Raw genomic sequence first — 24,678 nt, 5'->3', positions numbered from 1 at the left:
TTTTGCTTTACCGGGGCCTCACGCCTTGATCTGGGCGTCGAGGTACTTGCGGATCGCCGGCCCATAGGGCGGGCGCATGGCCTGCAGCGGCCCGATGTCCTTCTTGATCTGGGTGTAGATGGCCTTCCGGTGGCTGAACTCGCGGAAGCCATCGACGCCGTGGTAGCTGCCCATTCCCGACGGGCCGATGCCGCCGAACGGCAGTTCCTCCTGGGCCACGTGGAAGATGACATCATTGACCGTGACGCCGCCCGAGGTGGTGGAGGCCAGCACCTTTTCCCGCTCGGTTTCGTCCGCGCCGAAGTAGTAGAGGCCCAACGGCCGGTCGCCGCGATTCACATAGGCGATGGCGTCGTCCACCGTGCGGTACGTCTTCACAGGCAGCACCGGGCCGAAGATTTCCTCCTGCATCACCTTCATGTCGTCGGTGGGCTCGAGGATCAGCGTGGGGGCGATCTTGCGATGCTCCTGTTGAGTGAGATCCTCGCCGTCCGGCTTCAGCTCGACGATGCGCGCGCCCTTGGCCCGGGCGTCGTCCACATAGCCCATGATCCGCTCGTAGTGCCGCTGGGCGACGATGGAGGTGTAGTCCGGGTTGTCCTTGATGGTGGGGAACATCCTGGTCACCGCACGGCGCGCGGCGTCCACGAAGCCCTCCAGCTTGTCCTCCGGAGCCAGCACATAGTCGGGAGCGAGGCAGATCTGGCCGGCGTTGAGCGTCTTGCCGTTCATCACCCGAGCCGCGGCGACCTCGAGATCGGCGCTTCGGCTCAGAATCACCGGGCTCTTGCCGCCCAGCTCGAGGGTGAGCGGGACGAGATTCTCGGCCGCGGCCCGCATCACGTGGCGCGCGATGCCGGTGGCGCCGGTGAAGATCAGATGGTCGAAGGGCAGGCGCGAGAAGGCTTCGCCCACCTCCGGGCCGCCGGTGACCACGGCGATCTCCTCTTCCGAGAAGGCCGAGCCGATCATGGTCCGCAGCAGTTCGGAGGTCGCCGGGGTGTACTCCGAGGGCTTGATCATCGCCCGGTTGCCCGCCGCCAGGATGCCGGCGAGGGGGGCGAAGGTGAGGTTCACCGGAAAGTTCCAGGGGCTGATGACCCCGACCACGCCCTTGGGCTGGTAGCGAATCTCAGCCTTGGCGCCGAACAGGCCGAGGATGGCCGGGCTGGTGCGGCGCTTCTCGGGGCGCATCCATTTGGCGAGATTGGCCTTGGCGTGTTTCAGCGGCCCGATGGAGCCCGAAATGTCGGTGAAGGCCGTGGCTTCCCGGGAGCGGGAGCCGAAGTCGGCGTTCAGCGCGTCCTCGATGGCCTTGCGGTTGTCGATGAGCAGCCGGATGCAGCGGTCGATACGTTCGATCCGCACCCGGGCCGATGGCGCGCCGTCCCGCAGATGGGCCGCCTTCTGGCGAGCCAGGATGCCTTGCATGTCCATTGTTCGCGTCCTCCCGTAGGGGGAAGAGGCGATTAGATGACGCCGCGTCGGTCAAGGGCCTGTACGCCGGAGCAGACCGGCGCAGGCCCCTGACCGGGCGATGGACCTAGGCGGCCTGTGCGGCGTCCTCGCCGAAGACGCGGCCGAAGATCACGTCCACGTTCTTGAAGTGGTAGCCGAGGTCGAACAGCTCGCTGAGTTCGGCGTCCGAGAGGGTGACCTCGGGATCGGCCTTGAGGAAATCGAGGAAGTTCCCCTCGCCGCGCCACACCTTCATGGCGTTGCGCTGAACCGCGGCGTAGCTGGCCTCGCGGCTGAGGCCCTTCTGGGTGAGGGCCAGGAGCACGCGCTGCGAATGCACGAGGCCGCCGAGACGGTCGAGGTTCCTGGCCATGTTCTCCGGATAGACCACCAGTCGCTCGACCACGCCGGCCAGACGGCGCAGGGCGAAGTCGAGATGGACGGTGGCGTCTGGGCAGATGCCGCGCTCCACCGACGAGTGGCTGATGTCCCGCTCGTGCCAGAGGGCCACGTTTTCCATGGCGGGCACCACGGCCGAGCGCACCAGCCGGGCGAGGCCGGTCAGGTTCTCGGTGAGAATCGGGTTGCGCTTGTGCGGCATGGCGCTCGAGCCCTTCTGGCCCGGGTCGAACGGCTCCTCCGCCTCCAGCACCTCGGTCCGCTGCAGATGGCGGATCTCTACGGCGAGGCGCTCGATGGAGCTGGCCACCACGGCCAGGGCCGCGAAATAGGCCGCATGGCGGTCGCGCGGGATCACCTGCGTCGAGACGGGCTCCACCGCCAGGCCCATCTTCTCGGCCACATAGGCCTCCACCTCGGGGGCGACGTTGGCGAAGGTGCCCACGGCCCCGGAAATGGCGCAGGTGGCGATCTCGAACTTCGCCATGGCCAGCCGCTCCTTGGCGCGCTGGAACTCCGCGTAGTGGCCGGCGAGCTTGAGGCCGAAGGTGGTGGGCTCGGCGTGGATGCCGTGGCTGCGGCCGACGCAGGGCGTCATCCGGTGCTCGAAGGCCCGGCGCTTGAGGGCCGCGAGCACGAGGTCGACATCCTCGATGAGGATGTCGGTGGCGCGGGACAGCTGCACGGCCAGGGTGGTGTCGTTGACGTCGGACGAGGTCATGCCCTGGTGCAGGAAGCGCGCCTCGGGGCCGACGACCTCGGTGACGTGGGTGAGGAAGGCGATGACGTCGTGCTTCACCTCGCGCTCGATCTCGTCGATGCGGTCGGCGTTCCAGACCGCGTCGCGGCCCTTGTCCCAGATGACCCGCGCGGCCTCCTTCGGAATGACCCCCAGGTCCGCCATCTTGTCGGCGGCGTGGGCTTCGATCTCGAACATGATCTTGAAGCGCGTCTGCGGCTCCCAGATCTGGGCGGCTTCCTTGCGGGTGTAGCGGGGGATCATGGGCGGGGGATATCCCGGCGTCGGGGCCGAGAGTCAAATCCCCAGTGCCCATACCCCTCAAGGAAAGGCGCCGCCGGCCGTCAGGCCGCGGCGGCGGCCTTGGCCCGGGCGAGGTCGCGGGGGAGGGTGAGGGCGGCCAGGAAGTAGTGCAGCCCGGCCCAGGCGTAGATGAAGGTCACGCCCAGGACGCCGGTGCGGGTGCCGTCCGCCATCGCCGCCCGGCAGGCCGCATCCACCGCCGCCGGCGCCCCATCAGGCCCCAGCCCGCCCGGACAGGCCGCCGTGAAGGCCCCCGCTCCGCCGCCGGCCGCCCAGGCGCCCTGCGCGAAGTGGTCGATCAGCCAGCCGGTGAAGGGCGGGCCGAATCCCAGGGCGATCAGGTTCAGCACGAAGAACAGCACCGCCACCGCCGTCGCCCGGCTGCGGGCGTCCATGGCGTTCTGCACCACCCCGAACGTGGGGCCGAGGTAGGTGTAGTGAAGGATGCCCGCCACTGACCAGAAAGCGATGGTCACCGGCAGCGTCTCGCGGGTGAAGCCGATGAGGTAGAGCGGCGTGGCGATCAGCAGCCCCACCGCCGGCACCAGGGCGTACCAGCGCGCGCCCCGCTTGCCGGCCCAGTCGGTGAGGAAGCCGCCCAGCAGCGTCCCGGCCCCGTTGGCCACCCCGGCCACCAGGCCCACCACCAGGCCTACGGTGGCCAGGTCCATGCCGTAGTGACGGATGAACAGCGGCGGCACATAGGCCCCTGCGCCATAGCCGGCGAAGCTCGCCAGGGTCAGGCCCGCGGCCATGTGGAACATGCCCCAGGAGCCGAAAAGCCGCTTGGTGACGTCGAGGATCGAGGGGGCGGGCCCGGCCTCGGCCTTCTCCGCCTGGGCCTCGTTGGGGGCGCCGGCCTCGGAGGCTTCCCGGCCCAGGGCCCCGGGCGTCTCGGCGGCGAGGGCGGCCGCCTCGGCCGCGGCCTGGCGGTCGGCCCAGCCGCGCGGCGGCTCCTTGATCAGCAGCTTGATGGCCACGGCCACCAGAATCCCCGGCAGGCCCACCAGCATGAAGGCCGCCTGCCAGCTGACGTTCTGGGCGATCCAGCCGCCGGCGATGGCGCCGAACATGGTCCCGGCCGGAATGCCGAAGGAATAGATCGACAGGGCCGAGGCTCGCCGCTTGGGCTCGTAGTAGTCGCTGATCAGGCTGTGGGCCGGCGGCGACAGGCCCGCCTCGCCCACGCCCACCCCCACCCGGAAGAGCAGGAGCTGCAGATAGCTCGTGGCCGTGCCGCACAGGGCGGTGAAGCCCGACCAGATGACGATGGCGATGGTGATGATGTTCACCCGGTTCCGCCGCTCGGCCAGGCGCGCGATGGGGATGCCGAGGGCGGTGTAGAGCAGGGCGAACGACAGGCCGCCCAGCCAGCCCAGCTGCTGGTCGGTGAGCTTGAGGTCCTCTTTGATCGCCTGGCCGATCGTCGAGATGATCGTGCGGTCGATGAAGTTGAAGGTATAGGCGATCACCAGCAGCCACAGGACCGCCGACTTGTAGCCGGCCGAGAAGTGCGGCTCGCCCGCCACGGCGCCTGCGGGGGAGGCGGCGGGCCCCGGCGGGGCCTGGACCTTGCTGCTGGCCATCTGCGCTGCGCTCCTTCCCCGATCATATCCACGACGCCTCGAACGGGCGTTTGAGCCGAAGGTTAGGCGGGTTCGGGGGCGGTGGGGAAGGGGCGTTTCACGAGGTGAGAGGGCCGGAGGTTATGGGCTGCCCCCTCCAGCCCTTCGGGTCACCTCGCCTGAGGGGGAGGGGCTGGCTCCTGGCCTTAGTCGAGGGTGAGGCGGAGGCCGGCGAAGGCGGCGCGGGCGGGGCGGCGGAAGCCGACCGGGGTTTCGTAGGTCTCGTCGGTGACGTTCTCGATCCGGCCGAAGACCGTGAGGCGCTCGCTGAGGCGGTAGCGGGCGGCGAGGTGGGCCACGGTGTAGGGCTCGGCCTTGAGGCGCTGGACGGTGAAGCTGCGGTCACCGTCGATCCAGCCGCCCACATGGACGAGGGTGGCCGAGAGGGTCAGGGCCTCGGTGGGCGACCAGTCGGCGGCGGCGGTGAGGCGGTGCTTCGGCCGGCGCAGGAGGAGAAGGCCGGTGTCGCGGTCCTTGGCGTCGGTGCGGGTGTAGTCGAGACGGGCGAGGAGGTTCGGGGAGACCTCGACCTCGGCGAAGCCCTCGATGCCCCGGGCCCGGGCGCGGCCGACGTTGGCGTAGGAATCGAAGGTGGCGTTGGTGACGATCAGGTTGCGGATCCGCTGGTCGAACCAGGTGGCGCCGAGGCGGACGCGGTCGCCCAGGGGCTGTTCGAAGCCGAGGTCGAGGCCGCGGCTGGTCTCGGGGCGCAGGTCGGGGTTCGCGTAGAAGCCGAACTCCGGGAAGCTGACGAAGAGCTGGGTGAGGCTGGGGGCCTTGAAGCCCGTGCCGTAGGCGGCGCGCAGCACCGTGCCCGTGGGGGCGAGGGTGTGGGCGGCGGCCAGGCGGAAGGTGGCCTTGGAGCCGAAGCGGTCGTTGTCATCGAGGCGGGCCGAGGCGGTGAGGGCCACCGGGGCGCCGGGGCGGGTCTGGGCTTCGGCGAAGGCGGCCAGGGTGTCCGTGTCATAGGGCGTCGGCTGGTCGGTGAGGCGCTGGCGGCCGGCCTCGGCGCCGATCACCAGGGTGTGGCCGGCGGGCAGGGCGTAATCGAGGCGCACGTCGGCCTTGAGAGCATCGCCCGCGTTGCGGGTGAGCGCCCCCCCGGGGGAGACGATCCTGGTGCGGTAGTCGGTGACGGAGAGGCCCGCCCGGGCCGACAGACGCTGGGGCGCTAGGTCGAGGCGGGCTTCGCCGCGGGCGGTGAGGCCGCGGGCGTCCTGGCGGGAATGCTCGGCGGCGGGGGCCGAGGGAAAGCCCTCGTCGGCCACGAAGTCGAGGCGGCTGTCCGAGAGGCGGACCGTCCCGTTCAGCTCGAGGCGCTCGGCGGGGCGCGCGACGAGGCGGGCGGTGAGGGCGAGGGCCTCATAGTCGTCGGCCAGAACCGGGCGGCCGTCGGGGACGAGGGCGAGCGGGGTGGTGTCGCTCTCGCCGGTGTGGGCGTGGGAGAGGGTGAGGGCGTAGCCCAGGGCGCCGGCCTGGCCCGTGGCGGCGAGGGCCTGGTCGAAGCTGTCATGGCCGCCGGCCTCGAGGCGGGCGCGCAGGCGCGAGGGGCCGCCGGGCGGGGCGGTGATGATGTTGACCACGCCGCCGATGGCGTCGGAGCCGTAGAGGCCCGACTGGGGCCCGCGCAGGACCTCCACCCTAGCGATGTCGTCGGCGAGGACGGCGCCGAAGTCGAAGACGCCGCCCTGGCTGGGATCGTTGGCCTCGACCCCATCGATCAGCACCTTGGCGTGATTGGCGTTGGCGCCGCGGATGAACACCGAGGCCCGGGCTCCGCGACCGCCCGCCTGGACGATGTTGAGGCCGGGGGAGAGGGCGAGGACGTCGGGCAGGCTGCGTTGCTGGCGCCGGTCGATGTCGTCGGCGGTGAACACGCTGACCGCCGAGCCGACCTCCTCCGGGGCGGTGGGGCGGCGGCTGGCGGTGACGATGAGGGTGTCGAGCTGGGCGGCGGCCTCGGCATGGGCGGAGGCGGCGGACAGGCCCAGAGTCAAGCCGAGCGGAAGGGCTGCGAAGGAGAAGATGCGGTTCATGAGTTGCCTCGCGGCGAACGTGGAAACGTCACCGCGAAGCGACGGGCCGAGCGGGGAGAAGCCTCCCCGGCGGTCCATCCACATCGGCACACCCCGTCCGACGCGCTCGCGCGTGACCACGGCTGTGGCAGGTCTCCTGGCTCGCGGGTCAGGGCTTCCGTCCCGGCCTTCCCAGGACCTTGGAAGGTCCCAGTGGCCAAAAGCGGGGGAAGCTCGCCGCTTACAGTTGCGGGGGCAGCCGCGGCCTAAGACCCGCAACCGGGGTCCGCACCGCATTCCCTATTGAGCCCTTTCGGGCGCCACGGGCGGGGCTATGGGCCAAGCCGGGCCGCAGGTCAAGGCGCCGCTAGGACAGGGCCTCGCGATCCCAATAGGTGAGGACGCCGTAGCGGTTGAGCCGGCTCATCATCCGCAGGAGGTTCACGTTGTTGTCGTGGAACAGCTTCTGGGCCTCGGGCTGGGCGACCGCGGTAAGGGAGAACACCACCCCTTCGGGGCCCGTGCGGCAGTAACCGAGCTTCTCCAGGGCCAGGAGCCGGCGACGGACGGTCTCGGCGGGCAGGCCGATGCTGCGGGCGAGATCGGCCCGGCGCACCGGACGGCGCAGCTCGTCCGGCAGGAAGCCGTTGACGGTTCGCTGGGCGGGGGTGAGCGCCTGGAGGTTGAGGCGGGCGAGGCCCATCATCACCAGGCCAGCGAGGGGGTCGCCGATGCTGCGGCCTAGCAGTTCTAGGGCGCGCAGGTAGTATTCCGAGAGCAGGCGATTGACGAGGCGGACCGGCTGCGCGGTGAGCTGGCCATCGGCCTCGGGCCAGGCCGCGCTCGCCTCCGCCGCCATCTCGGCCAGGCCCCCGAGTTCGAGCAGGTCGAAGTAGAGACGGCGCACCCGCTCGTAGCGGAGCTGGGCCACGCGGAGGTAGTCGTCGGCCATCAGCCGGGCGGTGGGCACGATGACGCCCTTGGGGCCGATGATGCATTCGCCGCGGCGGGCGAGGTCGTTGATGCGGCGCCGGGTGGTCTCGAACGGCTGGCCAAGCGAGGCGGCGATAGCGTTGATGGAGACGGGACGGCGCAGCTCGTCAGGGGGCGGGGTGTCCAGGGCGCCGTAGCGCTGCTGCAGGGCCGGGTCCTGATTGATCGGGGCCACATTGGCCTCGATCACGGCCGACAGGAACAGGGAATCGATGAGGTCGCGGCCATCGCGGACAATGTCCGCGATGTCGATGAACAGGTCCACGCTGAGGCGGGCCAGCAGGAAGTGGGCGGCCAAAGGCGGAGGGCGTGGCAGCTCCCCCCAGGGCATTTCAACCATAACTAAGCGTCGCCGTATCTCTGGAGGGGTGCAAGCGACCCAGGGTGGCAAAATCACATAATCCGGAACGGGTTCCCTGGGCCTTAAGACGTCTCGTCCCGGGAGAAGGTGCGGCTGGCGAGCCAGAAGCCAGCGAAGGCGACGATCCCGAACAGGGCGGCGACGATCAAGGCCCAGCGGACGCCGTCGGCCGAGCCCAGGCCAAGGCCGGAGTTCAACCAGTCGGAGAGCGCCCCCACCCCTAAGGGGCCGAGCCCCAGGCCTACCAGATTGATGATGAACAGCAGCACCGCCGAGGCCGTAGCCCGCATGTGCAGCGGGGCGATGGTCTGGGCCGAGCCGTAGACCGGGCCGTACCAGGTGGAGGCCAGGAACTGGTTGAAAGCGAGCAGCGCGAGGCCCACGATCGCCGAGTCCACCAGGATGGCGGCGGTGTAGACCGGCACGGCCACGAGGCTGGCCACGGCCGGGGTGAGCATCTGGTGGCCGATGTTGTTGCGGCCGACCTTGTCGGCGATCCAGCCGCCGGCATAGGAGCCCGCCGCCCCGCAGACGCCGCCGAGAATGCCGAGGGTCAGGCCCAGGAAGCCCACCGACTTCAGGCCCACGGCGGCGGCCAGGTTGGCGATCTCCTCGGGGTGGTTGCGCAGGAAGAACGAGGCGGTGAAGGGGGCGTGGCCGTAGCCGATGAAGGCCTTCACCGACCCGCCCACGGCGATGAACCAGAAGGTCGGCCGGGCGGTGAGGTAGCGGACCGTGTCGGCGAAGCTCGCCTGGGTGGCGGCCAGCCGGGCGGCGTGATGGGCGAGGAACCGGCGCGGCTCCCTCAGGGTGGTGAAGGCGAGGATGGCGAAGAGGATCCCCGGGGCGCCGGCGACGAGGAAGGCCGCCCGCCAGCCGTAGGCGTCGGCCACCAGGCCGCCGAGCACCAGGCCGAGGAGGCCGCCTAGGGGCGTGCCCATGGCGTAGAAGGCCAGGGCCGAGGCGCGCTTCTCCTTGGGCACCATGTCGGCGATCAGGGAGTGGGCGGGGGGCGTACAGCCGGCCTCGCCGATGCCGACGCCGACGCGGCAGAGGGCGAGCTGGACGAAGCTCTGGGCCTGGCCGCAGAGGGCGGTGAAGCCCGACCACACGGCCACGGATCCGCCAATGATGAAGGCCCGGTTCTTGCGCTCGGCCAGGCGCGCCAGGGGGATGCCGAGGACGGTGTAGAGCACCGCGAAGGCCAGGCCGCTGAGCAGGCCGAGCTGGGTGTCGGAGAGGCCGAGGTCGTTCTTGATCGGCTCGGCCAGGATGTTGATCACCTGCCGGTCGAGGAAATTGACGATGTAGATGCCCAGGAGCAGCCCCATGGCGTAGCGCGTGTAGCCGGGGGAGAAGGGCATGGCCGGCGCGTCGGCGGCGGGCGCAGCAGGGTCGGCGACGCCCGGGGTGACGGCGGTCATCGGCGTTTCCTCATTATGTTTTTTCGTTACGGCGAGTTGACCGGCCCGCGGCCGGCGCGGCAAGCGCTGAATTGTTTCAACCCCGAATGCGGAGGCGCGACATGTCGACCCTGGAGCTGGTGATCGGGACCAAGAAGTGGTCGACCTGGTCGCTACGGCCGTGGCTGGCGCTGAAGCGCTCGGGCCTGCCGTTCACCGAGACCCTGATCGAGCTGCGGCAGGAGAACGACCTCACCTGGAAGCAGATTCGGCCGCATTCCCCGTCGGGCCTCGTGCCGGCGCTAAAGGACGGCGATCTGGTGGTCTGGGACTCGCTGGCGATCTGTGAATACCTGGCCGACAAGGTTCCCGGCCTGTGGCCTGCCGACCCTGTGGCCCGGGCCCTGGCGCGGGCGGCGGCGGCGGAAATGCATTCGGGCTTCGCCAGCCTGCGCGGGGAATGCCCCATGGCCCTGGACGAGGCCCCGGGGACGGTGGAGCTGTCGGAAGCCACCCACAAGAACATCCGGCGGATCGTGGAACTGTGGCTGTCGATGCTGGACCGGTTCGGCGGGCCGTTCCTGGCCGGCGACTGGTCGATCGCCGACGCCTTCTACACCCCGGTGGCGACGCGCTTCCGCACCTACGGCGTGCGGCTGACCGATTTCGGGGACGATGGGCGGGCGGGGGCTTACGCGGCCCGGCTGCTTGAGCAGCCCGAGTTCCTGGAATGGGAGGCCGCGTCCCGGTGAGCCGGCCGGCGGCCCTGCGGCCGGCGAACGGTTGGCTCATGGTCGCCTAGGCGCTGCGCGGCAGGAGGATGATCGCCGAGCCGGCGAGGCAGGCGGCCAGGCCCAGGAGATCCCAGTGGTCGGGGGCCTGGCGCTCCACCAGCCACAGCCAGGCGATGGAGCTGGCCACATAGACCCCGCCATAGGCTGCATAGGCGCGGCCGGCGTGGGCGCTCTCGGCCCGGGTGAGCAGCCAGGCGAAGCCGAGGAGGGCCACAAGCCCCGGGATCAGCCACAGGGGCGAGCGGCCGTCGCGCACCCAGGCCCAGACGGCGAAGCAGCCGGCGATCTCGAGCATCGCCGCACCCACGAACCAGAGCCAGCTCATGCCAGCACCCCCTTCACTCTCGGCGGAGTAGGCGGCGCGCCGCGGCGGCTGGCAAGTCGGCGGGCTGGGGCGGCGCCTTGGCGTTGTCGGATTGCGAGCGCACCGTACGTCCTTGAGGAAACCCGAAGGAGGACGCCCCGATGCCATATGTGGATGGGTTCGTACTGGCCGTGCCGAAGGCCAACCTCGAGCGCTACAAGGCCATGGCCCGGCAGGCGAGCGAGGTGTGGATGGAGCACGGCGCGCTCAGCTATGTGGAGGCCCTGGCCGAGGACACGCCCTATGGCGAGCTGACCTCGTTCCCCCGGGCGGTGCTGGCCAGGGACGACGAGGTGGTGATCTTCGCCTGGGCTACCTACCCCGACCGGGCGGCCCGGGACGCCACCATGGCCAAGGTGATGGCCGACCCGCGCCTGGACATGAAGCCAGAGGACATGCCCTTCGACGGCAAGCGGATGATCTTTGGCGGCTTCGAGAGCTTTGTGGCGGTCTGAAAAAATGCGGAGGGCTGGGAACACGGGGCAGGCGCCGGCGTTTCCCGCTGCGACCGCACGAACTCCCCCCGCGTGACGGTCGAAACGGCCGGCTCCGCACATTCCCCTCGCAATCCCCTGGACCCAAGCGGGGCCGGCCACTTTCCCTGATAATCCAGCCGTTTGCGCCGCGATGCTTGGCGCTTGCCGCCCGCCTTTTGCGGGCCGGGAACCGCAGCGCCGGCCTTGGTGTTTCGGCGGCCGATGAGGCTTGCACGACATATCAAGGGGCCCGCGGCCCTGGCCCTGACGGGCGCGATCGTGGCGGCGATCCTGGGAACCAGCGCCGGCGCCGCCCTGCGGCCGCAACCGGACGAGCGCGCCGAGCGCCCGGCGCCGCAGCTGATGATGCTGAGCGGTCCGGCCCTGGCCGGCGCCGAGGCCCGGGGCCTGGGCTGGCCCGCGCCGGAAGAGGCTCTGGGCGCCGGCTGAAGCAGGGCGCCGGTCGGCGCGTTAACGGAATGCCCAGCGGTGGCGGCTACTCTCAGTTGCATGGCTGCGCCGCTCACGATCCGGAGGCCGGCGGGATTTCCCCCTTGGTCCGCCCTGCTGCTCCTGGCGGCGACCGTTGCGGTGCTGGGGTGCGTGGGGCTGATGGCGCCCCGGGACGCCCATCGTGTGGCGCCGATCTGGCTGGCCAATGCCCCGGTGCTGGCCTGCCTGCTGCGGGCGCCGCCCCGGCAGTGGTGGGCCTGGCTGACGGCTGGGTTCGCCGGCCATGTGATCGCTGATTTCCTCGCCTCTTACGGTTCCTGGCTGAGCGTCGGGCTGTCCCTGTGCAACGCCTTCGAGGTGACGGTCTGCGCGATCCTGATCCGCCGTCTGACCCAGGGGCGGGCCGACCCGAAACGGCCGCGGGACCTGCTCGCCGGCCTGGGTGCGGCGGTGCTGGCGGCCGTGGCCACGGCCACCATCGCTTCGGCCTACCTGGGCCTGATGGGCGACGCCGACTACCTGCTGAACCTAGGCATGTGGACCGTGGCGGACGCCCTGGGCTTGGTGATCCTGACCCCGTGCCTCCTGGTGCTGATGGACGGGCGCCGGCTCCTGGCCGAGCGGCCGCTGACGCCCCTCGGGGCGCTCTCGCTCGCGGGCCTGGCGGCCGCGGCCGGGCTGGTGTTCTCGCAGGACACCTGGCCGCTGACCTTCCTCGTGCCCCCGGCGATCCTGATGGTCTGCCTGACCCTGGAGGTGTTCGGGGCGGCGACGGCGACGCTGATGGCGAGCGCCGTGGCCATGGCCTTCACCTTCCGCGACCAGGGCCCCCTGGCGATCACTGCGAGCGGCTGGACCCCGCGGCTGCTGGTGCTGCAGCTGTTCCTGCTGGTGAATTCGGGGATGGCCTTCCAGGTGGCGGCGGTGCTGCGCAACCGGCGGCGGATCCGCGAGGAGCTGGAGCACGCCCGGGCCGAGGCCGAGGCCCAGGCCGCCGAGGCCCTGGAGGCCAAGGCCCAGTACCGGCAGCTGGCCGAGCGGGTCAGCGACGTGATGACCCGGGCCAAGGTGACGGGCGAACTGACCTATGTCTCCCCCAGCGTGGAGGCGGCGAGCGGCTATCGGCCCGAGGAGCTGATCGGCTGCAACTGCTTCGAACAGGTTCACCCTGACGATCAGGGCGAGTTCGCCCAGGCGCACCTGGACATGATCAGCGGCCGGCGCGGGCCGGGGACGCTGCTGCGCTACCGGGTGCGGCGCAAGGACGGCGGCTGGGTTTGGGTGGAGGGCAACCCGACCCTGGTGCGCGACGAGACCGGCCAGCCGGTCGAGTTCGTCGACGTCACCCGGGACGTGACCGCGCGGGTGGAGCTGGAGGCGCGGCTGGCCCAGGCCCTAGACGAGGCCGAGCAGGCGGCGCGGGTGAAGTCGGAGTTCCTGGCCAATATGAGCCACGAAATCCGCACGCCGCTGACGGCGATATTGGGCTTCGCAAGCTTCCTGGAAGAGATGGACCTTGAGCCGCCGGCCGACCGGTACGCCCGCAAGGTGGGCAGCGCCAGCCGCACCCTCCTGGCCATCGTCAACGACGTGCTGGACTTCTCGAAGCTGGAGGCCGGGCGGCTGGAGATCAAACCCCGGCCCACCGATCCGGCCGAATGCGCCGCCGACGTGCTGGAGATGTTCGGGCCGCAGGCCGAGGCCAAGGGGCTGGCCCTGGAGCTGTCCACCGGCGGCGCGCGGGGGCGGGCCCTGGTGGACGCCGACCGGCTGCGACAGGTGCTGATGAACCTGGTGGGCAATGCGGTGAAGTTCACCGAGGCCGGGCGGGTGCGGGTGGCCTGCGTGTGGGACGCGGAGACCGGGCAGCTGAGCTGCCGGGTGAGCGACACCGGTCCGGGCCTGGACGCGGCGGCGCAGGCGAAGCTGTTCCAGCGCTTCAGCCAGGTGGACGGGACGACGACGCGGGCCCATGGCGGCACGGGCCTGGGCCTGGCCATCTCCAAGGGGCTGGTGGAGGCCATGGGCGGGCGGATCGGCGTGAACAGCCGCCCGGGCGAGGGCTCCACGTTCTGGTTCGAGATCCCGGCCCCGGCCGCGGCGGCGGGGGAGACGCGGGCCGAGATCGCGCCCGAACCGTCCGCGCTTTCGGGCCTCAGGGTGCTGGCGGTGGACGACAACGCCCAGAACCTGGAGATCCTGCGCTCGATCCTTACGCCCCTGGGCGTGGCGCTGACCGAGGCCACGGGCGGCGCCCAGGCGGTGGAGGCGGCCGCGGTGGAGGCCTTCGACCTGGTGCTGATGGACCTGCGGATGCCGGGCATGGACGGCTGGGCCGCGGCCCGGGTGATCCGCGGCGCCGAGGGCCCGAACCGGGACACGCCGATCCTGGCTTTTTCGGCGGACGTGGCGTCCGAGGCCGCCGACCGCCAGGCCGAGGCGGACGGCCTGTTCCAGGACCTGGTGCGCAAGCCCATCGCGCCCCTGGAGCTGGTGCGGGCGATCCTGAGCTGGTCGGCGCCTCTGGCGGACGAGGGCGACGCGGCGGTGGCCTGATGGGCCAGCGGCCAGCGCGAGCTTGACCGCCCGGCGCGAGCGGCGAACAGTGGGATAACCGCGGAATCCCAGAGTGTCCCGAGTACCGAGCCAGACAGACCTCGCGAGCCTCGGGGAAGGGGCGCCCGGCCGGCCGGTGCAGGCGTGCGTCGCCCTGGCCGCCACGGCGGTGGCGCTCGGCCTGCAGCTGCTGACGCAGCAGCTGGCGCCCGGGGTGACCCCGTTCGTCCTGCTCTATCCGGCGATGCTGGCTGCGGCCCTGGCGGCGGGCTGGGAGGCCGGGGTCGTCACCCTGGTGACGGGCGGGCTGCTGACCCGCTGGCTGGCGGTCCGGACCGGGACGACCCTGGTGGAGGACCCCACGGCGGCGGCGGTGAGCCTTGCGCTCTACGCCGCCACGGGCGGGGCGGTGATCGCCCTGTCCCAGGCCTACCGGACGGCGGCCATCACCCTGGCCCGTAAGCGGCGCGCGCTGTCGCGGAGCGAGGCGCGCCTGGACCTGGCCACCCGGGCGGCGGGGGTGGGCGTCTGGGACTGGGACCTTAAGACCAACGCCATCGTGGTCTCGGAACAGGCCAAGGCCATCCTGGGCTTGCCCCCGGGCAAGCCGGTGACGCGTGGCCAGATCGTCTCGGCCACCCACCGGGACGACCGGGGGCCGACCTGGCGACAGGTACAGCGGGCCCTGGACCCGGAGGTGCGCGACCTGAGCCCCTACGAATACCGGATCATGCGCAAGGACGACGGGCGGTTGCGCTGGGTGTGGGCTATCGGCGAGCCGGTGTTCGAGGAGGTGGACGGGCGCCTGGAGGCGGTGCGCTACGTGGGCACCGTGCAGGACATCACCGAGCGCAAGCTGGCGGAGGACGCCGTGCGGGCCTCGGAACAGCGGTTGCGGCTGGCGCTGGAGGCCGGGCGGATGGCGGTGTGGCGGGTGGAGGCGGGCGACACCATGATCCCGACGCCCGAGCTGAACCGGCTGCTGGGCTTTCCGCCGGACGCCAAGCCCAGCCTGCAGGAGATTCTGGACGGCTATCTGCCCGGGGAGCGGGAGCGGGTGCAGGCCGCCCTGGCCGAGGCTCTTAATCGCGGCGAGCGCTTCTTCGAACTGGAGTACCGACACCGGCGTCAGGACGGCAAGGTGCTGTGGCTGCTCAACCGGTCCGAGCTGACCCTGGGAGCCGCGGGCGAGCCGGTGAGCGCCCTGGGCGTGGTCATGGACATCACCGAGCGCAAGGCCGACGAGGAGCGGCTGAAGCTGTTGGCCCGGGAGGTGGACCACAGAGCCAACAACCTGATGACGGTGGTGCAGGGGACCGTGTCCCTGTCGCAGGCCGACACCCCCGAGGCCCTGAAGGAGGTGATCATCGGCCGGATCAGCGCCCTTGCCCGCGCTCACCAGCTGCTGTCAGAGGCCCGCTGGCGCGGGGCGGACCTGCTGCGGCTGGCGGAGGAAGAACTGCTGGGCTTCAGCCTGGGCGGGGCGGCCGAGCGGGTGACGATCCGGGGCGATCACCTGGCGCTGCCGCCGGCGGCGGCCCAGGCGTTGGCCATGGCTTTGCACGAACTGGCCACGAATGCCGCCAAATACGGGGCGCTCAGCCGGCCCGAGGGGCGGGTGGACGTCAGCTGGCGGGGCGGCGGGCGCGAGCCCCTGGTGCTAACCTGGACCGAGACGGGCGGGCCGCCCACAGCGCCGCCGACGCGGCGGGGGCTGGGGACGGCGATCCTGCGCCGGGCGCTGGGCGGGACACTGGGCGGGGGCACGCAGCTGGACTGGCGGCCAGAGGGGCTGGTCTGCGAACTGACCCTGCCGGCCAAGGCCCTGAGCCCGGACGTGGCGGGGTAAGGGCGTTCACCCTTTCCGTGAACGCTTCAGGAAGAGCTGCACTGCGAGGATGAGCAGGCAGACGACGAGCAGGAAGCCGGCGATTGCGCGCGCAGCGTCGACGAGAAAGCCGACGATCGCCAGGGCGACGATGGCGGCGAGGAGGATGGCGATCCACTTACCCATGCAGGGGAAATGGTCGGGGAGGCCGGATGTTCCGGTCAAGCTTTCGGCGCCGTTCGGCTTGCGTCTTGAAATCGCCACGGCAGAGGCATTGGATTGGCGGCGTGGGGCGACGGGCCCCGCGCAACGCAGAAGGCGAGGGCCATGAGGGACGCCCTGAAACAGGCGCTGACCCACAGGATCACCAGCCTGGCGGCTTCGACGGCGGCGCTCACCATGGGCGTCCTGCTGGCGATCTCCTGGGGCAGCTGGACGGCGGAACGCACGGCGCTGGAGCGCCGGATCACCCAGCTCACCGAGCAGGCGGAGCGCTCGCAGGCGCTTTGGAAAACCCAGCTGGCCGCCTGCCATGCCGCCCGGGGCGACGGCCTGACCGCCGCGGCCTACGAGCCGCCGGCCGACGGGCGGGACGCCCACGAGGCCACCCGGCGGCTGCTGACCGAGCAGCCCGAGGGGATCGACGTCTGCGCCCGCATGGAAAGCGCCGACCAGGCCGTGCTGTCGACGCTGAAATGACGGAGCTTACGGGGAGGGCGCGTCTGGCTCTGCTGAGCCTGGCTGGCATGGCGCTCGCCGGCTGCGAGACCCTGGGCGCGCGCACGGCCCTGCACAAGGTGGAGCCGGCCCCGCCGCCGCCGGTGGTGCATGTGCAGCCGCCGCCGGTGGTGCATGTGCAGCCGCCGGGCCGGCCGGCCGCCGGACGCAGCTGCGTGCCGCGCACCCTGGCCCCCCCGCCGCGCTATCCCGACACCGACGCGGCTCTGCGCAACGCCCCCGGCGCCGCCGACCGCTATCAGCTCATGGCCGCCGGCCGGCTGATGCGCCAGAAGCGGCTGGAGGAGCTGGAGAAGGTGGTGGCCGGCTGCCGCTAGGCGGGGCTCACCGACAGCCAATTTTCCGATCACGCCCAAAAGAAAACGCCCCGGCGGGTGGCCGGGGCGTTCGGGGCTCCTGACGCTCTCCTCGTCTAGAACCGGTATTGGAACTCCACACCGTAGGTGCGCGGCGGCACGTAGGAGACGGTGTGGTTCACGAAGCCGATGTTCGGCCCGGTGGTGATCCGGGTGCCGTCGGCGCCGGCCACGCCTTCCTGTTCGAAGATGTTCTTCACGTAGGCGATCACCGTGTAGCGGTCGTCCACGTCCTTCCAGAGCAGGCGGGCGTCGGTCTGATGCCAAGCCTTCCCTTCGTTGTAGTAGCGGTTGAAGATCGAATAGTAGGTCTTGTCCTTCCACACGTGGGTGAGCGAGGCCGACAGGTCGCCGATGTCGAACTCCCAGGTGTAGTTGACGTTGAACGTCACCCGGTGCGGGGTGGACGAGGGCAGCTTGGCCCCCTTGAGGTCCTGGTTCAGCGGCGCCGCCGGATTGGCGAGGTCGGCGGCCGAGTTGCCGGCCAGGACCACGCCCGGCTGCAGGCCGCGCGGGTCTTCGCGGTCCTGGAAGCAGCAGGCCTCACGCAGCTCGCCGTTCAGGTAGGAGTAGTTGGCCAGGAGCTGCAGGTTGCGGATCGGCTGCCAGATGGTTTCCAGCTCGAAGCCGGTGATCCGGGCCTTCGGCATGTTGAAGAACCGGGTCACGTTGAGGTCGGTCGCCGGGTCGCGGCCGGCCACCGGAACCTGGATGTCCTGGTAGTTGTAGAGGAAGGCCGAGGCGTTGGCCTGGAAGGTGCCGCCGATGGTCTTCTTCAGACCGACCTCGTAGGCGTCGATGGTCTCTTCCTGGGTGGTGACGTTGGCTTCGAGGGTCGTGGTGCCCGAGTTGAAGCCGCCCGCCTTATAGCCGCGGGTGTACTTGGCGTAGGCCAGGGTGTCGCGGTCAGGCTGCCAGTCGACGCCGAGGGTGCCGGTGACGCCGCTCCAGTCGTACTTCAGGCCGCGGTGACGGATGCCCGTGGTGGGATCGGTGAAGGCGGGCAGATAGACCGCCGGATCGTTGCTGGTCCCCGGGGCGGCGAGGTCGGTGATGTCCACCGGGCGGCCGGTGACGCGGCTCACCGGGCAGCTGGTGGTGTAGAGGCACATCAGGCGCGCGCTCTCGAACGACCGCTTGCGGTCGTAGGTGTAGCGCAGGCCCGCCGTCAGCTTCCATTCCTCGGTCATCTGCCAGTCGACCTGGCCGAAGACGGCGTAGGACTCGCTGCGGTTTTCCGAGCTGCCGTAGCCGTAGCGACGCTCAGGGTTGGGCGCCACGGGCACGCCCGCCTGGGTGGTGGGGTTTTCGAAGCGGGCGTCATCGGGATGCCGCGCGTCCGAGAGGGTGTAGTTGGAGCCTTCGCGGAACTGGTAGAGGCCGAGCAGCCACTGGACCGGACCGTCATAGGTCGAGGCGAAGTTCAGCTCGTTGGAGAACCACCAGACCTCTTCCTGGTACTGGTTGTGGCGCCGCGGATAGTAGGGAAGGTTCTGCGCCGGCAGGGGCAGGGCGCCGCCGATGGCCGGCAGCGGCAGCAGGAACGGATCCTGGCGCGAGGTGCCGTCGAGATCGGTCTGCAGGCGGTAGTCGTAGTAGGTGTAGCCGCCGATGTACTTCACATCGATGTTGTCGAGGTGCAGCGTGGCGTGGAAGGCGTAGCCGTTGTTCTCGAGGCTGATGTAGTTGCCGTCGTCGGCATCGAAGCACATCTGGCATTCGCTGCTGGCCAGGTTCGGCGAGAGGCCGAACGGAGCCGAGTTGGGCGTCAGCGGCGCGGTGATCGGCGAGGTCACGTCGCGCAGGCCGTAGGTGATGGTGGTGCGCCCGCCGGGGCCGCGGCCGAGGTTGTGCCACTCGGCGGTGTCGACCTTCAGCCACCACTCGAGCTTGCCGTCGCCGAGGCTGCCGTCCAACTGGCCTTCGAGCTGCCACTGGTCGCCGGCGCCGCCTTCATCCTTCCCGTTGGGATTGATGTTCTTGAAGTAGCCCTTGCCCTGCGAGTTGTAGGCGCCGGCCAGGCGGCCGCGGATGTTGCCCACCAAGGGACCCGAGATCGCCGCCTCGGTCATCCAGGTGTCGTAATTGCCGATGCCGCCGCGGACTTCGGCGTAGAAGTCGTCGGTCGGGCGCTTGGTGATGATGTTCAGGGCGCCGCCGATGGAGTTACGGCCGTACAGGGTGCCCTGCGGCCCGCGCAGCGCCTCGGTCCGCTCGATGAACAGGGTCGAACGGGCGAAGGACGTCACCGACGAGGTGTAAACACCGTCGTTGTACATGGCCACGCCGCCCTCGGAGGAGCGGTTGTTCGTGAAACGGCCGATGCCCCGCATGTTGATGCGGTCGTTGTTGGTCGAATAGGCGAGGCCGGGGGTGAAGTTCGTCAGGTCCTGCACCGAGTTGATGCCGACCATCTCGCGGCGCTCATCGGTGAAGGCCGACACGGCCACGGGCACGTCCTGCAGGGACTGCTCCCGCTTTTCGGCGGTGACCACCAGTTCCTGGATCTGGTTGACCGCTTCGGCCTGGGCGAACGCCTGGCCGGCGAAGGCTGTCGTTGTCGCGAAGACGCACGACAGCAGCAAAGTCTTTCTGGAAATCATGAGCGTTCCCCCAAGCCGGTTATCGGTTGCGCATTGGCAGCGCTTAGATTCGAAAATCCAGCATGGCGGGCGCCGCGTCAATGGCGGTTTCGTCTCGCGAGACACGTGCGGCGCCGGCGACACAGGCGGAATCGTCGCATCGCTCAAGAGTTGAATGGGCGGTACGGTCCGGAACGCGCCGCATTGGGGCCGCAACCGTGAACCCCGCCTAACCGTTCGGCCAGCCGCCCTGTTCAGTCGCCGCAGGCGATTCTGACGGGGCGAGTTCGGAGCCGAAGGACCTGATCATGACCCCCACCCGAGACGCCCTGCGCCGCTTGGCGCTGACCGCGGCGGCCGCCCTGGCGGCGCTGTCGGCGGCGGCCTGCTGACCGCCGGCGGACGGGATCGCCGGGACCACCGACCTGCCCGAGGTGCAGGCCCGTCGGGACATCGCCGAGGCCGAGCGCGAGGAACTGCGCGCCCGGCGGGATCTTGCCCTGGCCGAGCGCACCCACGGCCGCGTGGTCGGCGAACGGGCCGACTCGGGTGAGATCGACCTCAGATGAGGGCGGCGTAAACCAGCCGGGCCGAGTCGGTCCGCACGTCCGGCGTGCCGCCGCCGGGGATGGCGCCGCCCAGGTTCTGGATCATGCCCACGAAGACCACCTCATTGGCCGGGTCGATCCAGAACCAGGTGCCGAAGGCGCCGCCCCACCAGAAGGTGTCCTGGCCGTGCGGCAGGCCGCTGATGGACGGGTCGCGGTGGATGGCGAAGTCCATGCCGAAGCCGACGCCCTTCTGCACCGGGCCGTAGAGGTCGACGCCGACCCCGGGCTCCAGCACGTCGGTGCGCATGAGCTTCACGGTCTCGGGCTTGAGGATCCGCGCGCCGTCGAGCTCGCCGCCGTTGAGCAGGGCCTGGCAGAAACGGAAGTAGTCCGGGGTGGTGGAGAACAGGCCGCCGCTGCCCGAGAGGAACCTGGGCTTCTCGGTGGCCAGCAAGCCCGGCCCCGGGGCCGGGATGATGGTCCCGCCGCCGTCGTAGGTGTGCAGGCGCACGACCCGGGCGGCCTTGGCCGGCGGGACCCAGAACTGGGTGTCGACCATCTTCAGCGGGCCGAAAATGTGCTGCTGCATGTAGTCGGCAAGGTCGAGGCCCGAGAGCTTCTGGACGACGTAACCCTGGAGGTCGACCACGGGGCCATAGGCCCAGTCGGCGCCGGGCTGGGAGGCGAGGGGCAGCTTGGCGAGCTTGTCCACCATACCCTGGAGGTCGCTGTCGCGCAGGCCCGCCGTAGCGTAGGCTGAGCTGACGCCGAAGCCGGCGGTGTGGCTCATGAGCTGGGCCATGGTCATCGGCCGGCGCTGGTCAACGAGGGAGCCGTCGGCGGCCTTCACCTTCAGGCCCGCGAACTCCGGGATGTGCCTGGCGACGGGGTCGTCAAGCTTCCACAGGCCCTTTTCGTAGAGCTGCATCATGGCCACGCCGGCCACTGGCTTGGTCATGGAGGCGATGCGGAAGATGGAGTCCGTCTTCACCGGGGCCTCGGCCGAGATGTCGGCGCGGCCGTAGGCGTCGAGGTTCACCACCTGGCCGCGGCGGGCCAGCAGGGTGACGACGCCGGCTAGCTTCCGCTGGTCCACGAGGGCGTGCATGTGGGCGTTGAGGGCGGCGATGCCCGCGGGCGAGACGCCGGCCGACGCGGGCGGCTTCAGCGAAATCTGGGCGGCCTGGGCGATCGGAGCCAAGGCGGGCGAGGCGGCGAAGGCCGCGCCGGCGGCGAGCAGGCCGCGGCGGCTGAAGGTCATCGGATCCTCCCGTGATGCTGTTCTTCGCCGGGAAGATTCCCGAGTTTCGAAAACGTGGCCACAGATTTCAGCCGCCGCCGTCTTCGGCTAGGGTCGCACGCGACTCCCCGGGGGCATAAGTTGGCGAGACTACCTGACACTGCGGCGGCGCCGCTCGTTCCGGCGCAGCGGGCGCCGTTCTGGACCCATCTCTATGTGCAGGTGCTGGCGGCCATCGCCCTGGGGGCGGTGATCGGCCACCTCTGGCCGGACCTGGGCGCCTCGCTGAAGCCGCTGGGCGACGCCTTCATCAAGCTGGTGAAGATGATCATCGCCCCGGTGATCTTCCTGACGGTGACCACGGGCATCGCCGGGATGCGCGACCTGGGCAAGGTAGGCGGGGTGGCGGCCAAGGCCTTCGCCTATTTCATCGCCGTGTCGAGCTTCGCCCTGGTGGTGGGGCTGGTGGTCGCCAATGTGGTGCGGCCGGGCGCGGCGATGAACGTCGACCCTGCGACCCTCGACGCCCAGGCGGTGGCCGACTACGCGGCCAAGTCGCACGACCTGACCATCCAGGGCTTCCTTCTGGACATCATCCCCGAGACGGTGATCGGGGCCTTCGCCAGCGGCAACATCCTGCAGGTGCTGTTCTTCTCGATCCCGTTCGGCGTGGCCCTGGCCATGGTCGGAGAGCGGGGCGAGCCGGTGCTGAAGGTGCTGAACTCGGTGGCCGAGGCGTTCTTCAAGCTGGTGGCGATCTTCATGCGCGCCGCCCCGATTGGCGCCTTCGGAGCGTTCGCCTTCACCGTAGGCAAGTACGGCATCCAGAGCATCGTCAGCCTGGCGGCCCTGGTGGGGACGTTCTACGCCACCTCGGTCCTGTTCGTGCTGCTGGTGCTGGGGGCGGTGGCACGGCTGAACGGCTTTTCGATCCTGAAGCTGATCCGCTACCTGAAGGAGGAGTTGCTGCTGGTGCTGGGGACCTCGTCCTCGGAGGCGGCGCTGCCCTCGCTGCTGGAGAAGATGGAGCGGGCGGGGGCGCCCAAGACGGTGGTCGGGCTCGTGGTCCCCACCGGCTACAGCTTCAACCTGGACGGCACCAACATCTACATGACCCTGGCGGCGCTGTTCATCGCCCAGGCCCTGGGGATCGACCTGACGCTGGGCGAACAGCTGCTGCTGCTGGCGGTGGCCATGCTGAGCTCCAAGGGGGCGGCGGGCGTCACCGGGGCAGGCTTCATCACCCTGGCGGCCACCCTGTCGGTGGTCCCCAGCCTGCCGGTGGCGGGCATGGCGCTGATCCTGGGCGTGGACCGGTTCATGAGCGAATGCCGGGCCCTGACCAACTTCATCGGCAATGCGGTGGCGACCCTGGTGGTCAGCCGCTGGGAAGGCCAGCTCGACCGCGGTCGGCTGGACGCGGCCCTGGCTGGCGGTCCGGCGCCTATCGCCGCCCCGCCGGTGGAGGCCGACGCGGACTAGGACCCGTCAGCTCGCCCGGGACAGGCGCGCGGGACGCCGGCCGGCGGCGCGGCGGATGGAGGCCATCAGCCCCGAAACCAGGATCGGCTTCGACACGAAGTCGTCGAAGCCGAGGGCCGCATAGTCCTGGGGGCGACGGGAGACCACGTCGGCGGTGAGGGCGATGACCGGGGTCGCGCGCTCGGGGCCTTCGGAGGCGCGCAGGCGCTGCACCGCCTCGATGCCGCTCATGCCGGGCATGTGGATGTCCATCAGCACCACGTCGAAGCGCTGGGCCTTGAGATGATCCAAGGCCTCGCTGCCCGAACCGGCCATGACCGGCGTGTGGCCGAATGCCGTGAGGATCTCCTGCACGACGCGCAGGTTCATGGGGTCGTCATCGACATGCAGGACGCGCAGAACCCGTTCTGGGCGGCGGCCGGCGGCGGCGCTGTTCACAGCCGTAACTCCATCGGGACCTCGCCCGAATACGGCGGAAAGGTGGCGGTCAGAAGCTAAGGTATGACTGACAGACGTGGCTAACTGCCGTTAACGACCCTGAACGGCAAGTCGAGCGGGGGCTGCGGCCAAGGACGGGCGCAGGCGTGACTGGGGCGTGGGCGAGTGTTGGCTGGGATTGGTCAGTCGTTCGCGGCTTCCGCAGGGTTAAGAGCCAGACGATGTGGGCCTCTGATCGGCGCTTACCCCAGATGGGGGATGGCGGGACGCCGGGCGGTATGGCGCCATGCACGGCGAGCTTGTTCGGGGGGAACGCCGCCTATGTTCCTGGGGCGGCGCCGGGGGGCTCGGAGGGGCTGCGCCGGTCTGATCCTGGCCGGCGCGCCCCCAGCTGGTCTGACGAGGCCGGACGTTTCAGCCGATCGCTTCACGCTGACGCCCTTGCGACGGGCGCGGCCCGGGCTAGGTAGGGCCGATGCAGGATGCTTCCGCCAAGACGGTGACCGCGGGCTGGCTCGTGGCCGTGATGCTCGAGGTCGAGGGCGAACGTGCGCCCATGCGCCACTACTACGCCGTGGGCGTGGCCGATCAGGCGCGGGCCGAATGGACCGCGGTGGACCGGGCGGTGATGGCGGGGAGGGTGGCCACCAGTCCCATCGGCGGGATCGAGCCGGTGGCGGCGGTCAAGGCGCTGAGCGCCTGGCGGATGAAGACGCTGGGCCTGGCCCAGGGCGAGGTGCGGGCGCTGGGCTTTAACCACCCGCGCCGCTGGCTGGCCTAGCCGCACAAGCGGGGCGGCCGCCGAAGCCGCCGCCCCCCAAAAAAATTCACTCTTAGCCGCCGATCCCGATGAGCACGGTCTGGGCGTTGCGGTTGCGGGCCCAGGCTTCCTCGTTGGAGGCGGGGTCGATCGGACGTTCCTTGCCGTAGGAGATGGTCTCCAGACGGTCGGCGGCGATACCCAGGGCGATTAGGGCGGCGCGGACGTTGGCCGCCCGGCGCGAGCCCAGGGCCAGGTTGTATTCGCGGGTGCCGCGTTCGTCGGCGTTGCCGGCGATGCGGGCGCGGACGTCGGGGTGGGCGCGCAGCCATTCAGCCTGGCGGCGCAGGGTGGCCTGGGCCTCGCCGTCCACCACGTCGCTGTCGAAGGCGAAGTAGACGCGGTCGCCGGCCACGGCGGCGAGTTCGTCCTGCAGGGTGGCGTAGGTCGGGCCGGTCGGGGCGGGCGGCGCTTGCGGCGCCGGGGCCGGCGGCGGGGCTTCGGCCACGGGGGCCTCGGCCGGGGCCTTCGGGCGGCTGGCGCAGCCCGCAAGCAGGGCGGCGCCGGCGGCGGCGAACATGAGGGCGCGGATAGGCGTCATTCGAATGGCTCGTCGTTGAGGGCGGCAGGGGCCGCGATGCTTCCGATGAAGGCGCCGGACCGCGGCGCCGCGGAAATCACGGCGGTCGGACTTTGGGCTCGTCTGCCGGCCTGGGCTTGCGCCTGGGGGAGGCCGCCGCCTTGGCCGGACGGTCTGGGCCTTC

Annotated in this window: 22 protein-coding genes and 1 riboswitch; of the genes, 10 read left to right on the top strand and 12 right to left on the bottom strand. The window is 70.5% G+C overall.

The genetic code is table 11. The features are described from left to right. Positions 1–18: 18 nt before the first annotated feature. The 6 genes from BO64_RS06885 to BO64_RS06860 all read right to left on the bottom strand — a co-directional run bounded on the left by BO64_RS06885 (position 19) and on the right by BO64_RS06860 (position 9,317). On the bottom strand, positions 19–1,437 hold the full coding sequence (locus BO64_RS06885) for a coniferyl aldehyde dehydrogenase (protein ID WP_496402544.1): 1,419 nt from the start codon (positions 1,435–1,437) through the stop codon (positions 19–21). A 106-nt stretch (positions 1,438–1,543) separates the two neighbouring features. After that, positions 1,544–2,860 carry an adenylosuccinate lyase gene (gene purB, locus BO64_RS06880; protein WP_496402543.1) on the bottom strand — a complete coding sequence of 439 codons (1,317 nt, stop codon included), beginning with the start codon at positions 2,858–2,860 and terminating at the stop codon, positions 1,544–1,546. 80 nt (positions 2,861–2,940) lie between these two features. Next, positions 2,941–4,485 (bottom strand): spinster family MFS transporter, encoded by a 1,545-nt coding sequence (locus BO64_RS06875; RefSeq protein WP_496402542.1) that lies wholly within the window; start codon positions 4,483–4,485, stop codon positions 2,941–2,943. 185 nt (positions 4,486–4,670) lie between these two features. Then, on the bottom strand, positions 4,671–6,560 hold the full coding sequence (locus BO64_RS06870) for a TonB-dependent receptor plug domain-containing protein (RefSeq protein WP_496402541.1): 1,890 nt from the start codon (positions 6,558–6,560) through the stop codon (positions 4,671–4,673). A 109-nt stretch (positions 6,561–6,669) separates the two neighbouring features. Then, a riboswitch (cobalamin riboswitch) is annotated at positions 6,670–6,879 on the bottom strand. 27 nt (positions 6,880–6,906) lie between these two features. Beyond that, entirely contained in the window at positions 6,907–7,830 is a 924-nt protein-coding gene (locus BO64_RS06865; protein WP_496402540.1) for a hypothetical protein, read from the bottom strand. Between the two features lie 125 nt (positions 7,831–7,955). Continuing rightward, positions 7,956–9,317: a spinster family MFS transporter gene (locus BO64_RS06860; protein ID WP_496402539.1), complete on the bottom strand. Its 1,362-nt coding sequence runs from the start codon at positions 9,315–9,317 to the stop codon at positions 7,956–7,958. A gap of 110 nt (positions 9,318–9,427) precedes the next feature. On the opposite strand from BO64_RS06860, the gene BO64_RS06855 reads away from it, so the two are divergent. Continuing rightward, positions 9,428–10,048: a glutathione S-transferase family protein gene (locus tag BO64_RS06855; protein WP_496402887.1), complete on the top strand. Its 621-nt coding sequence runs from the start codon at positions 9,428–9,430 to the stop codon at positions 10,046–10,048. A 46-nt stretch (positions 10,049–10,094) separates the two neighbouring features. Here BO64_RS06855 and BO64_RS06850 read toward each other — a convergent pair whose 3' ends face one another. Then, on the bottom strand, positions 10,095–10,415 hold the full coding sequence (locus BO64_RS06850; protein ID WP_496402538.1) for a YnfA family protein: 321 nt from the start codon (positions 10,413–10,415) through the stop codon (positions 10,095–10,097). Between the two features lie 140 nt (positions 10,416–10,555). Here BO64_RS06850 and BO64_RS06845 point away from each other — a divergent pair, with 140 nt between their 5' ends. The 4 genes from BO64_RS06845 (at position 10,556) to BO64_RS06830 (ending at position 15,788) form a co-directional block, all read left to right on the top strand. After that, on the top strand, positions 10,556–10,909 hold the full coding sequence (locus BO64_RS06845; RefSeq protein ID WP_496402537.1) for a DUF1428 domain-containing protein: 354 nt from the start codon (positions 10,556–10,558) through the stop codon (positions 10,907–10,909). A gap of 243 nt (positions 10,910–11,152) precedes the next feature. After that, positions 11,153–11,380 carry a hypothetical protein gene (locus tag BO64_RS06840; protein ID WP_496402536.1) on the top strand — a complete coding sequence of 76 codons (228 nt, stop codon included), beginning with the start codon at positions 11,153–11,155 and terminating at the stop codon, positions 11,378–11,380. Positions 11,381–11,440: 60 nt separating this feature from the next. Then, a complete protein-coding gene (locus BO64_RS06835; RefSeq protein ID WP_496402535.1) occupies positions 11,441–13,939 on the top strand; it encodes an ATP-binding protein in 2,499 nt (832 codons plus the stop codon). A gap of 73 nt (positions 13,940–14,012) precedes the next feature. After that, on the top strand, positions 14,013–15,788 hold the full coding sequence (locus BO64_RS06830; protein ID WP_496402534.1) for a PAS domain-containing HWE histidine kinase family protein: 1,776 nt from the start codon (positions 14,013–14,015) through the stop codon (positions 15,786–15,788). Between the two features lie 6 nt (positions 15,789–15,794). Here the strand turns inward: BO64_RS06830 and BO64_RS06825 are convergent, their stop codons facing one another. After that, entirely contained in the window at positions 15,795–15,953 is a 159-nt protein-coding gene (locus BO64_RS06825) for a hypothetical protein (RefSeq protein ID WP_496402533.1), read from the bottom strand. A gap of 141 nt (positions 15,954–16,094) precedes the next feature. On the opposite strand from BO64_RS06825, the gene BO64_RS06820 reads away from it, so the two are divergent. Both BO64_RS06820 and BO64_RS06815 read left to right on the top strand, forming a co-directional pair. Beyond that, positions 16,095–16,466 carry a hypothetical protein gene (locus tag BO64_RS06820; RefSeq protein WP_496402532.1) on the top strand — a complete coding sequence of 124 codons (372 nt, stop codon included), beginning with the start codon at positions 16,095–16,097 and terminating at the stop codon, positions 16,464–16,466. 47 nt (positions 16,467–16,513) lie between these two features. Next, positions 16,514–16,822 carry a hypothetical protein gene (locus tag BO64_RS06815; RefSeq protein ID WP_496402531.1) on the top strand — a complete coding sequence of 103 codons (309 nt, stop codon included), beginning with the start codon at positions 16,514–16,516 and terminating at the stop codon, positions 16,820–16,822. Positions 16,823–16,917: 95 nt separating this feature from the next. Here BO64_RS06815 and BO64_RS06810 read toward each other — a convergent pair whose 3' ends face one another. Further along, entirely contained in the window at positions 16,918–19,464 is a 2,547-nt protein-coding gene (locus BO64_RS06810) for a TonB-dependent receptor (RefSeq protein ID WP_496402530.1), read from the bottom strand. Positions 19,465–19,877: 413 nt separating this feature from the next. On the opposite strand from BO64_RS06810, the gene BO64_RS06805 reads away from it, so the two are divergent. Further along, complete coding sequence (locus tag BO64_RS06805; protein ID WP_496402529.1) at positions 19,878–20,012, top strand: hypothetical protein; 135 nt, start codon at positions 19,878–19,880, stop codon at positions 20,010–20,012. Here BO64_RS06805 and BO64_RS06800 read toward each other — a convergent pair. After that, positions 20,005–21,255, bottom strand: coding sequence for a serine hydrolase domain-containing protein (locus BO64_RS06800; RefSeq protein WP_496402528.1), 1,251 nt, complete (start codon positions 21,253–21,255; stop codon positions 20,005–20,007). The genes BO64_RS06805 and BO64_RS06800 overlap by 8 nt on opposite strands. 120 nt (positions 21,256–21,375) lie before the next feature. Here BO64_RS06800 and BO64_RS06795 point away from each other — a divergent pair, with 120 nt between their 5' ends. Beyond that, positions 21,376–22,716, top strand: coding sequence for a dicarboxylate/amino acid:cation symporter (locus BO64_RS06795; RefSeq protein WP_496402527.1), 1,341 nt, complete (start codon positions 21,376–21,378; stop codon positions 22,714–22,716). Between the two features lie 6 nt (positions 22,717–22,722). Here the strand turns inward: BO64_RS06795 and BO64_RS06790 are convergent, their stop codons facing one another. Then, entirely contained in the window at positions 22,723–23,154 is a 432-nt protein-coding gene (locus tag BO64_RS06790) for a response regulator (protein WP_496402526.1), read from the bottom strand. Positions 23,155–23,629: 475 nt separating this feature from the next. Between BO64_RS06790 and BO64_RS06785 the strand changes: the two genes are divergently transcribed. Continuing rightward, positions 23,630–23,935, top strand: coding sequence for a hypothetical protein (locus tag BO64_RS06785; protein WP_496402525.1), 306 nt, complete (start codon positions 23,630–23,632; stop codon positions 23,933–23,935). A 52-nt stretch (positions 23,936–23,987) separates the two neighbouring features. Here BO64_RS06785 and pal read toward each other — a convergent pair whose 3' ends face one another. Continuing rightward, a complete protein-coding gene (pal, locus tag BO64_RS06780) occupies positions 23,988–24,515 on the bottom strand; it encodes a peptidoglycan-associated lipoprotein Pal (protein WP_496402524.1) in 528 nt (175 codons plus the stop codon). Between the last annotated feature and the right edge of the window lie 163 nt (positions 24,516–24,678).

Source organism: Phenylobacterium composti DSM 19425, assembly GCF_059568645.1.
This window is presented reverse-complemented; position numbering and strand designations above follow the sequence as displayed.